Source organism: Streptomyces luteosporeus (assembly GCF_039532865.1).
GTDB classification, from domain to species: Bacteria; Actinomycetota; Actinomycetes; order Streptomycetales; family Streptomycetaceae; genus Streptomyces; species Streptomyces luteosporeus.
Genome location: NZ_BAAASL010000003.1, coordinates 161,444 through 173,930, shown reverse-complemented (window position 1 = coordinate 173,930; position 12,487 = coordinate 161,444). Strand labels below are relative to the sequence as shown.

Sequence of the window (12,487 nt, the reverse complement as noted above, 5' to 3'; positions counted from 1 at the left end):
GGTACCGGTGGCCCTCCGGGCCCTCCAGCAGCAGGGCGGTGGTGGTGTCCTTGCCGTCGCCGGTGAACACGCCGGGGGCGCTGCCGTCGGCCAGCCAGGACTCCAGGGCCGCCACCAGCGCGCGCAGCGAGTCGGCGACGACGGCGAGGCGCTCGCCGAAGGCCTCGCGGCCGGTCTGCAGCGTACGGGCGAGGGCGGCCGGCGCGACGTCGTCGTGCTCCGCGGCCCAGCGGGCCACGCGCTGCGCGTAGGCGCGCAGCCGCTCGGGGTCCTTGGCGGACAGGACGAACAGCTGCAGGCCGTCCGGGCCGGCGGCGACCGGCTCCTCGCGGTACTCCTCGACCACCAGGTGGGCGTTGACGCCGCCGAGGCCGAAGGAGCTCACCCCGGCGCGCAGCGGTGCCTCGGCGCCGTCGGGCGTGCGCACGCGCCGCCACGGTTCGCGGCCGGTCACCACGCGCAGCGGGCTGCCGTCCAGGCGCAGGTGCGGGTTGGGGGTGTCCAGGTGCAGGTTGCCGGGGATCTCCCGGTGCCGCATGGCGAGCAGGGCCTTGATCAGGCCGGTGACGCCGGCGGCCGCCTCCAGGTGGCCGGTGTTGGTCTTCACCGCGCCCAGGGCCACGTGGGCCTCGGTGCATTCGGCGCCGTGGTCGGCGTACAGCGCGGCGAAGGCCGTCTTCAGGCCCTCGACCTCGACGGGGTCGCCGAGTTCGGTGCCGGTGCCGTGGGTCTCGACGTAGGTGACGGTGCGCGGGTCGACGCCGGCGCGGCGGTGCGCCTTGACGATGCAGGCGGCCTGCGCGTCGGGGTTGGGGGCGGTCAGCGAGTTGGTGCGGCCGCCGTGGCCCACGGCGCTGCCGCGCAGGACGGCGTGGATGACGTCGCCGTCGGCGATCGCCGCGTCCAGGCGCTTGAGGACCACCACGCCGACGCCCTCGGCGCGCACGATGCCGTTGGCGCGGGCGTCGAAGGTGCGGCAGCGGCCGTCGGGGCTGAGCATGTCGGCCTGGCTCATGTCGACGAACAGCGTGGGCGAGGCGATGACGTTGACGCCGCCGGCCAGCGCGACGTCGCAGTCGCCGTGCCGGATGGCCTCGGCCGCGCGGTGCACGGCGACGAGGGAGGAGGAGCAGGCGGTGTCGAGGGTCTCGCTGGGCCCGCGCAGGTTCAGCAGGTAGGACACCCGGTTGGACATGATCGCGTGGGCCCGGCCGACCGTGCTGTAGCCGTCGAGCGGGACGCCGAGGGCGTGCTGCAGCTCGAAGTAGTCGTAGGTGCCGCTGCCGATGAAGACGCCCGTGTCGGTGCCGGAGAGCGCGGACGGCCGGATGCCGGCGTCCTCCAGCGCGCTCCAGGAGGCCTCCAGGACGAGCCGGTGCTGCGGGTCCATGGCCACGGCCTCGTGCGGCGAGATGCCGAAGAACTGCGGGTCGAACAGGTCGACCCGGCGCAGGAAGCCGCCCCACTTGGCCGTCGTGCGGAACTGCCCGGGCTCCGGATCGCCGTGCAGACGCCGCCAGTCCCAGCGGTCCTCCGGGATCTCGCGGACGAGGTCGTCGCCCTGCGTCAGGTGCCGCCAGAACTCGTCCAGGTCGTCGGAGTCCGGCAGCACGCCCGCCATGCCCACGATGGCGACGGCGACGGGCTCGCCGGGCTCACCGGCGAAGGACGCCGGGGCGGTCACGGGCGCCGGTACGGGTGCAGGTACGGCGGGTACGGCGGGTACGGGCGCGGGCGCGGGAGGCGCTGTCACGACGGCCGGTCGCGGTGCGGGCGCCTGCTCCGGGGCGGGCGCGGCCGGGCGTACGGCCGCGGCCAGGTCGGTGCCGTGGTCCCGCAGGATCTTGTCGACGAGGTCGTTGGCGGTGGCCACTCCGAAGAACGCGGCGGGCGTGAGGTCGAGGTCCCAGCGCACGTTCACCAGGTGGCTCAGGCGCGTGTACATGATGGAGTCGAAGCCGAAGCGGCTGAGCAGGTCGTCGGGGGCGAGCTCGCCCGGCCGGATGCCGGCCACCTCGCAGAGCAGGCCCAGCAGTTCCGCGGCCACGGCCTCGCGCCACGGCCTCTCGGCGGGAGCCGCCGCCGGAGCCGCCGCCGGAGCCGGCGCCGGGGCCACCGCCGGGACCTCGCCCGTGGTGACGCCGATGCGGCCGAGGAATGCGTCCGTTCCGGAGACCACTGCCACCTGTACCTCCTGCCGGCCGAGCACCTGGCCCAGCGCCTCGAATCCCGCCTGCGGTGAGAGCGGGTGGACACCCGCGGCGACCAGCCGGTCGCGGTGGCGCTCGGTGAGCGCGGAGCCCGCCCAGGCCCCCCAGTTCACGACCCGCACGGGGTACGGCAGCCGGGCGGCGAGTGCGTGGGCGACGGCGTCCTGGGCGGTGCAGCCGGCCGCGTAGGCCGCCTGGCCGGGGTTGCCCAGGAAGGACTGGACGGAGGAGAACACCGCGAGGAAGTCCAGGGGGCGCTCCCCCAGTGCCTCGGCGAGCGCGGCGGTGGTACGGCTCTTGGCGGCCAGCCCGCGCAGGAACCACTCCTCGTCCATGGCCGCCAGCGACCGGTCGCTGGGCACGGTCACCGTGTGCACGACCCCGTGCACGGCGCCCACGCGGGCGAACACCGCGCGCAGCTGCTCCGGTTCGGCGGCATCGGCCCGGTGGACCTCCAGCGCGGTGCCGGACGGGTCGATGGCCCGGATGCGGGCGGCCTTGGCCGCGTCGGGCGCGGAGCGCCCGACGAGGACGACCTTCGCCCGGTACCGCTGCACCAGCTGCTCGGCGACGTCCAGTCCGATGTCGCCGGTGCCGCCGACGATCATGTACGTCCCGCCCTCGCGCAGCACCGGGACGGCCGGCGCCGGGCCGTCGGCGGGGACGAGCACCTGCCGGTACCAGCGGCCGGCGCGCAGCGCGTAGTCGCCGGGGGCGGTGGTGAAGGGCGCGGCGGAATCGTCCGTGCCGAGGTCGACGGTGGTGACGTGCCAGCGCTCGCACTCGTGCCGCACCGACCGGGCCAGGCCCAGCACGGCGGCGGCGAGGGGGTCGGTGGGCGCGCCGTCGACCGCGGCGGCGCCGCGGGTGACGACCGTCAGCGCGAGCTCGCCGGCCGCGGCGGGGCGCGCCTGCAGGTGCTTGACGACGCGGAACAGCTCCAGGACGCCGGCCTCGCCGGTGACCCGGGCGTGGACCGCCGCGGGGGTCGGCAGCGCGTCCAGGGGCGCGTCGCCGATGCGGTGGACGGCGGCGGCCGGGTAACCGGCGAGGCCGTCCTGGCCGTCGTGGCCGAGCACCCAGACGGGGCCGGTGGCCCGGGCGGGGGCGGTCGGGTCGGTGACGGGCTGCCAGCGCGGTGCGTACAGGCCCGCCGGGGCCCCGGCGGCAGGCTGCTGCTCGGGCTGATGCTCGCTCTCCTGCGGCTCCTGGGTGTCCACCCAGCAGCGGCGGCGTTCGAACGGGTAGGTGGGCAGCGGGATCAGGACGCCGCCTTCGGGCCAGGCGACCTGCTCGCCGGCCACCCAGCGGTCGGCGGGCGCGGTGCCGTCCGGCCGGGCCAGCGCGGGGTGGCCGGCGCCGCGGGCGGCGGCCGCGAGCGCGGCGGCCAGGGTCTGCCGGTCGCCGGCGGTGACGGCCAGGCGTACCTCCATGGCGTCCCGGCCGTGCTGGAGGGTGTACGCCACGTCGGCGAGTTCCGGGGCGCGGTCCAGGGCGTCGAGCAGCGCCGTCGCGTACCGGCTCAGGGCCTGCGGCGTACGGGCGGACAGCGGGAACACCCAGGGTCCGTGCGGGCGTTGCGGCTCCTGCGCGGGCCCGGCCTCCTCCAGGACGACGTGGGCGTTGACCCCGCCGTAGCCGAAGGAGCTCACGCCCGCGCGGCGCGGGGCGCCGGCCGGGCGCGGCCAGGGCTGCGCGGTGCGCGGCAGGTGGAAGGGGCTGCCGGACAGGCGCAGGTGCGGGTTCTGCTCGCCGAGGCCGGCCACCGGCGGCAGCACGCCGTGCTCCAGGGCCAGGAGCACCTTGATGACGCCGGCGGCGCCGGCGGCGGACTCCAGGTGGCCGATGTTGGCCTTGACCGCTCCCAGGGCGCAGTAGGGCTCGGCCGGTGCCGGGCGGCCCCGGCGGGAGTGCAGTTCGTCGAAGGCCAGGCGCAGGCCGTTGATCTCGACGGGGTCGCCGAGTTCGGTGCCGGTGCCGTGGGTCTCGAGGTAGCCGACGGTGGTGGGGTCGGTGCCGGCGCGCTCGTGCGCCCGTACGATCATCGCCGCCTGGGCGGCCGGGTTGGGCGCGGTCAGCGACCGGGCGCGGCCGCCGTGGTTGACGGCGGTGCCGCGCAGCCAGGCCCGCACGCGGTGGCGGGCGGCCCGGCCGGCCCGGGTCAGCACGACGAGGCCGAAGCCCTCGCCGCGCACGAACCCGTCGGCGCGGGCGTCGAAGGTGCGGCAGCGGCCGTCCGGGCCGAGCATGCCGGTGCTGCTGAGCAGGACGTGGTTGTGGGGGGAGAGCAGGAGGTTGACGCCGCCGGCCACGGCGATGTCGCACTCCCCCGCCCGGATGGCCTCGGCGGCGCGGTGGATGGCCACGAGGGAGCTGGAGCAGCCGGTGTTGACCGGTTCGCTGGGGCCGTGCAGGTCGAGCAGGTAGGAGACGCGGTTGACGAGGATGGAGTGCGTGGTGGCGGTGGCGGCGTGGGCGTCGACGGGGACGCCCGCGGACCTGCGGACCTCCTCGTAGTCGCTGGACCCGGCGCCGATGAACAGGCCGGTGTCCGAGCCCGCGAGGGCGCCCGGCGCCAGGCCCGCGTCCTCCAGGGCGCTCCACACGCCCTGCAGGACCAGCCGCTGCTGCGGGTCCATGCCGGCGGCCTCGTGCGGCGAGATGCCGAAGAACAGGGGGTCGAACATCTCGACGTCGTGGACGAAGCCGCCGCGGCGGGCGTGCACGCCGTCGGGGAGGGCGCGCCAGTCCCAGCGCTCGGCGGGCACGTCGGCGACCAGGTCGTCGCCCGCCACCAGGTGCTGCCAGAACGCGTCCAGGTCGCGGCTGCCGGGCATCCGCCCGGCCATGCCGATGACGGCGATCGCCTCGGGCTCGGCGGGCGGCGCGGGGGCGGGCGTCACCGGGGCAGGGGCCGGGGCCAGGGCCGCGGCCGGTTCCGGCTGCTGCTCCGCCTCGGCGGCCGCGGGGGTGGCCGCCTGCGCCAGCGCCGGGTGGTCGCGCACGAGGCGCTCGGCCAGGGAGCGCAGGGTGGGCGTCTCGTAGAACAGCGCGGGGGTCACGTCCAGGCCGAAGTCGTCGTTGAGCCGTCCGGCGAGGAGGCTGTAGCTGACCGAGTCGAAGCCGTAGTCGCCGATCGCGCGGTCGAGGTCGAGGTCGCCGAGGGGGATGCCGGAGGCGTCCGACGTCAGGGCCAGGAGCGCGTCGGTGAAGGAGGCGCTGCCGCCGCCGGCGGGCGGGGCGGCCTCGGCGGCCCGGGCCACGACGACGTGCTGGAAGTTGCGGGTGGTCTCGGTGGCGTCCGGCAGGGCGGCGGTCACCTCGTAGCCCTCCCCGGCGAGCAGCCGGGTCCAGCCGGGGACGTCGAGCAGCGGCGAGCCGGGCAGGCGCAGGGCGGTGTCGCCGTGGGCCCACCAGCCGTCGAACAGCCCGTAGGTGACGGTGGCCGGCAGGGTGACCGTGGTCAGCTCGTTGAACAGCAGCTCGCCCCCGGTGCGCAGCACGCCGCGCAGGTGGCGCACGGCGCGGCCCACGTCGGAGGTGGCGTGCAGGACGTTCGCGGCGACGGCGAGGTCGAAGCCCTGCGCCGGGAAGCCCTGGGCGACGGGGTCGGTGTCCAGGTCGAGGCGCTTGAACTTCAGGAAGGGGTACTGGGAGCCGAACTCCCGCTTGCCGTGCGCCAGGAAGGTGACCGACAGGTCGGTGTACCAGTACTCCACGCGCTCGCCGTACGGGCGCAGGGCGCGCAGCAGCCCGGCGGAGGTGCCGCCGGTGCCGGAGCCGACCTCCAGGATGCGCACGGGGGCGCCGGCCGGCAGCTCGGCCAGGCGCCGCCGGACGTGCCCGACGAGGTGCTCGGTGAGCAGGTCGTTGTAGAGGTCGCTGATGGGGTTGCCCTTGTAGATGCTCTCCATGAGCGAGGTGCCGGACTGGGGGAAGAGCAGCTCGGTGGCGAGCAGTTCGCCGCGCAGCAGCTCGGGGTAGCGCTCCAGGCACAGGGCCAGCAGCCGGACGAAGACCGCCGACTCCGGATGGGCGTCGGCCAGTTCGGCGAGCCGTCGCAGGTGGCCGCCGGCGCGGGCCTCGGCCAGGGCGCCGGGGGCGGGGCGGTGGCGGCCGTCCGCGGTGTCGGTCAGGCCGGCGTGGGCGAGCATGTCGAGCAGGGTGTGCAGCAGCCGCTCGTAGCGGGGGGTGACCCCGATGCGGCGGGCGATCCCGGCCGCGTCCGCGGCGGGGCCTTCGAAGGCGCCCATGCCGTCGAGCAGGGCGAGCAGGGCGCCCTGGGCGAGGGCCGTCATCTGCCGGTCGAGCGCGTGGAAGTCGTCCACCACGCGCTGGGTCGCGGTGCTCGGGTGCCCGCCGGTGCCGGTCACGTCCGTGGTCTCCGTTCTCGTCGCTCCCATCCGCCCGCGCAGGGCCGCGGTGCCGGGCACGGCGACGGCCTGGGGTGCCGGCTGCCGCAGGGCCCGTACGAGCGCGGCGAATCCCGCCTCGGGCGTGATGGAGTGGAAGCCGGCCGCGGTGAGGCCGTCCCGGTGGGTGTCGTCGGCCACCGCGCCGACCGTGCCCCAGAAGCCCCAGTCGACGGCGCGCACCGGGTAGGGCAGGCGGGCGTCGAGGGCATGGGCGTAGGCGTCCAGGAAGGTGGAGCCGGCCGCGTAATTGGCCAGTCCCGGGTCGCCGAGGAAGGACTGCGCGGAGGAGAAGAACACCAGGAAGTCGAGCTCGCGCCCGCGCAGCGCGTCGGCCAGGGCGGCCGCCACGCCGGACTTGGCGGCGAGGCTCTCGGTGAGGTCCGCCTCGGACATGTTGCGCACCAGCCGGTCGCGCTGGACGAGGGCGGCGTGCACGATGCCGTGCACGGGGCCGGCCCCGTCGAGGAGGGCGGCCAGGCGGGCGCCGTCGGTCGCGTCGCACTGCAGGTAGCGGATCCCGGCGCCCAGGTCGGTGCCGGCGGGCGGCTCGCTGCGGCCGACGAGGACGGCGCGCGCGTCCCAGTCCGCGACGAGCCGGCGGGCGATGGCCGCCCCGATGCCGCGGGCGCCGCCGATGACGACGTACGTGCCGCCGCGGCGCAGCGGCAGCGGACCGTCGGCGGCGGGGGCGGGGCGCAGGACCTGGGTGTGGTGGGCGTCGCCGGTGCAGGCCAGGCGGCTGCCGCGGGGGGCCGGCGCCACCAGGTCCGCGGACTCGCGGGCGGGGTCGAGGTCGACGGTGGCGACCGTCCAGCCCGGGTGTTCGTTCTCCAGGACGCGGGCGAAGCCGATGACGCCGGCGGCGTAGGGGTCGCTGACCCCGCGGCCGGGCGCGGCGGCGGCGCCGGTGGTGACGACGACCCAGTCGAGGGCGGGCAGGCGCGACCACTGGCGCGCGTGGTGGGCCAGGGCCCTGACGCCGGTGGCCTCGGCGTGCGCGACCCGCTCCTGCTCGCTCGCGGCGGTGTGGGAGGGGGTGGTGCCGGTCAGCAGGTAGACCAGGCGCGGCTGTACGGGGACGGGTGCGCCCAGCTCCACGGCGTGGGCGCCCGGATGACGGGCGGTCAGCTCGTGGGCGAGGCGCTCGCGCCCGGGGGCGTACAGCACCACGACGGGCCCGTCCGGCGCCGGGAGCGGGCCGGGAGCGGGGCAGGGCTCCCAGGAGGGGACGTCCAGGGGCACCGCATCGGGTTGAGGGGTGGCCGGGGCGGCGGAGGTCGCAGCGGTGGGCGCGTCGGCCGCGGCGGTCGGCGCGCCTGCGGCTGCCGTGGTCGCGCCAAGTGCCTGCCCGGCCGCGGCCGGGCGGTCGACGTCGACCCAGCACCGGACGCGGGCGAACGGGTAGAGCGGCAGCGCCACCTTGCGGGCCTTGCGGTCGCGGTGCAGGGCGCGCCAGTCCGGGGCGGCGCCCGCCGCCCAGCTGCGCGCGAGGACGTGGGGGTCGGTGGTGTCGGGGGCGGTGACGGCGGCCGCTGCCGTGACGGTGCCGCGGTAGCCGGCGGTCGGCGAGCCGTCCAGGAAGGCGCGGAGCACGGAGCGCAGTTCGTCGGTGTCGGAGGCGACGACGGCGAGGCGCTCGGCCATGGGTTCCCGGCCGGTCTGGGTGGTGTAGGCGATGTCGGCCAGCGGGACGTCCGTCGCGCCGCCGCCCGGCAGGCCGGCGGCAAGGCCGGCCAGGGTGGAGCGGGCGTCGACGTGCGGGGCCCGGCCGGGGAAGCGCTCTTCGAGGGCGCGGGCCAGCCGGCGCAGGTCGTCGGCGTCCAGGCCGAGTTCGTCGAGTTCGGCCTCGGGGTCGGCGCCGGTGAGGCCGGCGAGCTCGGCGACCTGGGCGAGGCGGTCGGCCGCGGGCAGCTCCAGGTAGCGCTGCGCCAGTTCGCGCAGGGCCTCGGGGGTGCGGGCGGAGAGCAGGACGGCCTGCGGTCCGACGGCGGTGGCGTCCGAGGACGGCGCCTGCGGGTACTCCTCGACGACGACGTGGGCGTTGGCGCCGCCCGCGCCGAAGGCGCTGACGGCGGCGCGGCGCGGGGTGCCCTCGCCGGCGGGCCACGGCTCCGCCGTGCGCTGCACGCGCAGGCCCAGCGCGTCCCAGTCGATGCCGGGGTTGGCCGGGTCGGCGTGCAGGGACGGCACCAGGGTGCGGTGGCGCAGCTGCAGCAGGACCTTCGTCAGGCCGGCGATCCCGGCGGCCGGCTCCAGGTGCCCGATGCCGGACTTCACCGATCCGATCCGGCTGCGCGCGTCGCCGTAGGCCCGGGCCAGGGCGGTGATCTCGATCGGGTCGCCGAGCGCGGTGCCGGTGCCGTGCGCCTCGACGTAGCCGATGGACGCGGGGTCGGTGCCGGCCCGGCGCAGGGCGGTGCGGATCACGTCGGTCTGGGCGGTGGGGTTGGGCACGAAGAAGCCGCCGGCCCGTCCGCCGTGGTTGACGGCGCTGCCCTTGATGACGCCGAGCACCCGGTCGCCGTCCTCCAGGGCGCGGGCCAGCGGCTTGAGCACGACCACGCCGACGCCCTCGCCGGGCACGTAGCCGTCCCCGCCGGCGCCGAAGGCGCGGCAGCGGCCGTCGGAGGAGACGAAGCCGACCTGGCTCAGGTGCAGGTACTTGTAGGGGTGGACCATGAGGTTCACGCCGCCGGCGAGCGCGAGCTCGCTGTCGCCGGACGCGAGGCTCTGGCAGGCCAGGTGCAGGGCGGTCAGGGACGAGGAGCACATCGTGTCCAGCGCCAGGCTGGGACCGCGCAGGTCGAGGAAGGCGGAGACGCGGTTGGCCACGGCCGAGGAGAAGGAGGTGGGCAGCACGGGCAGCCGGTCCTCGGCGCCCAGGCCCAGCATCTGGTACTGGGTGAACATCACTCCGGCGAAGACGCCCACCGCGCGCCCGGCGACGTCGGCGCGGGTCAGGCCGGCGTCCTCCAGGGCGTGCCAGGTGGTCTGCAGGAACAGCCGCTCCTGCGGGTCCATGCCCTCGGCCTCGCGCGGGGTGATGCGGAAGAAGGCGGGGTCGAACGCGTCGATGTCCTCCAGGAACCCGCCCCACTTGCTGGCCGAGCGCCCGGCGGCGCGCCCGGGGGCGTAGAAGCCGTCCGTCGCCCACCGCTCGGCGGGGATCTCGGTGACGCAGTCGCGCCCGGTGCGCAGGTTGGTCCAGAACTGGTCGAGGTCGTCGGCCATGGGGTAGCGGCCGGCGACGCCGATGACGGCGATGTCCCGGTCGTTGTCCCGGCCGGTGCCCGGGTCGGGGTCGCCCTCGGGCAGGAGCGCGGCCGGCCGCAGCGTGCGGCGTACGGGCTCGGGGGCGGTGTCCTGGGAGGCAGCTTCGGCCGCGGGCAGGTTGAGAGCGGTACGGGCCCGCTCGGGGTCGCCGTGGAGCACGACGACCTCGGTGCCGGACAGGGCGAGCGCCTGCTCGAAGACGTCCAGTCCGGCGGCGGTCGGCAGGGGGACCTGTCCCTGGCGGCGGAAGAGCGCCTCGGCGGCCGCGTCCGTGCGCATGCCGCCCTCGGCCCACAGCGGCCAGGCGAAGGAGACCAGGCCGCGCTCGCGGGCGTAGGCGTCGAGGAAGGCGTTGGCGGCGGCGTAGTCGCTCTGGCCCGCGTTGCCGGCGACGCCGGTCACCGACGAGAACACGGCGAAGAAGTCGAGGTCCAGGTGGCGGGTGGCCGCGTCCAGCAGGACCGTGCCGCGGACCTTGGGCTCCAGGACGGCCGCGAGGTCCGCGGCCGGCTTGGCGGTGAACAGGCCGTCGCGCAGCACGCCGGCCGCGTGGACGACGCCGTCGAGCCGGCCGAACCGCTCCAGGACGCCGGAGACCAGGGCCTCCACCTCGGACGGGACGGTGACGTCGGCCCGCACGTAGTGCCCGGCCGCCGGCTGCGGCTGCGGGCTGCGCCCGGCCAGGACGGCGGTGGCGCCGCGCCCGGTGATCCGCGCGGCGAGCTCCCGGCCGATGCCGCCCGCCCCGCCGGTGATCAGGTAGACGCCGCCGGGGCGCAGTGCGGAGGCGGCCCCGAGTGCGGCGTCAAGGTAGCGGCGGACGTACCGGCGCCCGGGGGTGTGCCGTACCCACGGCTCGGAGAGGTCGCCGAACTCCGCGAGCAGCGCGCCCGGTTCGGCGGGACCGTCGCAGGCGACGGCGGTGATCGCCAGGCTCGGCTGTTCCAGGCGCACGGTACGGGCGAGCCCGGCCACCGCGGCGGCCACCGGTGCCGGTCCCACGTGCACGACGGGGACCGGGCCGGTCGCGAGGACCTGGGCCAGGGCGAGCACCTCGCCGCAGGCCGAGCGCACGGCGGCGGGAAGATCGGCCTCCTCACCGGCCACGTGCACGATCGCGCCGGGCCGGGTGCCGAGGTCGGCGAGCAGCAGCTGCAGGTCCGCGGTCTCGGCGGGGCGCAGTTCGTAGGTGCCGGCGGCGATGCGGCGGAAGGCCGGGCCGCGCCGGACGGTGATCTGGTCCGGCCGGATCCGCGCGTCGCCGATCACCAGCAGCGACTGGACGGCGGGCGCGGTGGGCCGGGGGGCCTCCTGCCACACGCCGGTCAGGCAGCCGGTGCGTGCGGGCGCGTCGTCCGCCTGCGGTGCGTCGGGGGCCGGGGCGGCGGGGGTGCGGGTGTGCCAGTCGTCGGGCAGCAGCCCGGCGAGGTGGTCCGCGACGGCATCGACCGTGGGGTACTCGAAGAGCAGGGTGGGGTAGAGCGGGACGTCGAAACGTTCCTCCAGGGCCCGCACCAGCGCCAGGAGCTGGGTGGACTCCAGCCCCAGGTCGTAGAAGCCTCGGTCGGTGTCCACGGCGAGCCCGGGGTCACCGGCGGTACGGCGGACCAGCTCGGCGATCTCCGCCCGCAGGTCGCCCGGTTCGCCGCCGGCGGCGGCCGCGGGAGTGTCAACCGGAGGCGCGGCGACGGGAAGCGCGGCGGACGACGTGGCGGACGGCGCGGCCGTGGCCGTGGCCGTCGTGAGCCGGGTGATCGCCGCCGCGGAGCGCACCCGCTTGAAGGTCAGCCCGGTGAACTGCGCGGCGAGCGCGCCCGAGCGGTCGTACAGGTCGATGTCCGCCTTGACGACGTCCTTGGCCGCGGCGTCCCCGGCCGTCCTCAGGCGCAGGTCGACGGTGCAGGCGTCGCCGAGGGGGCGGGCCGCGCGGAAGGCGGCGATGTGCAGGGGGATGAGGGGGCGCCCGTCCGCGTCCGCGCCGTCGAAGACGAGCGCGTACGACTGCATGGTCGACCCGTCGAGCAGGGCCGGGTGCAGGAGGAAGTCCTCCACCGTGGCCCGGGCCTCGTCGCCGAGCGCGATCTCGGCCCGTACCCGGTCCGCGGTCGCCCGCAGGGTGCCCAGGCACCGCATGAACGCCCGGTGTTCGATGCCGGCCGACCGCCCCGTCGCGTACACCGCGGCGACGTCGGCCGGGGTGGCGCCGGCGGGCGCGGGCTCCGGCGTGCCGGTGAGCGGGGGCAGGTCGGTGCGCAGGGTCGCCCGCAGATGGGTGGTCACCGCGTCGTCGGCGGGGACGCCGTCCTGCACGCGGCGGCTGGTCGCCGTCACCCGGAAGACCGGGCCGTCCGGCACGAGTTCGACGGTCAGCTCGCGGTCGAAGGACTCGGTGGTGACCACCGGCTCGACGAACAGCACGTCGCTCAGCCCGGTGCGGTCCAGCGGGACGTCGCGCGCGGCGAGCAGCCGGTGGACGATGTCGAGGAAGGTGACCCCGGGCAGGGTGCGCACACCGTGCACCCGGTGGTCGTCGACGATCGGGTTGTCCCATTTCAGGTGTAGGGCACATCGAACGGACCGACGGTCCAC

At 76.7% G+C, this 12,487-nt stretch carries 1 protein-coding gene (only partly in view); it reads right to left on the bottom strand.

Translation table 11 applies throughout. From position 1 onward, the window contains the following. Positions 1-12,487, bottom strand: the 5' portion of a protein-coding gene (locus ABD361_RS04840; RefSeq protein ID WP_344433430.1) for an SDR family NAD(P)-dependent oxidoreductase. The gene continues 731 nt to the left of window position 1, outside the view; 12,487 of the gene's 13,218 nt are visible here — the first part of the coding sequence; its start codon is at positions 12,485-12,487; the stop codon falls past the left edge of the window.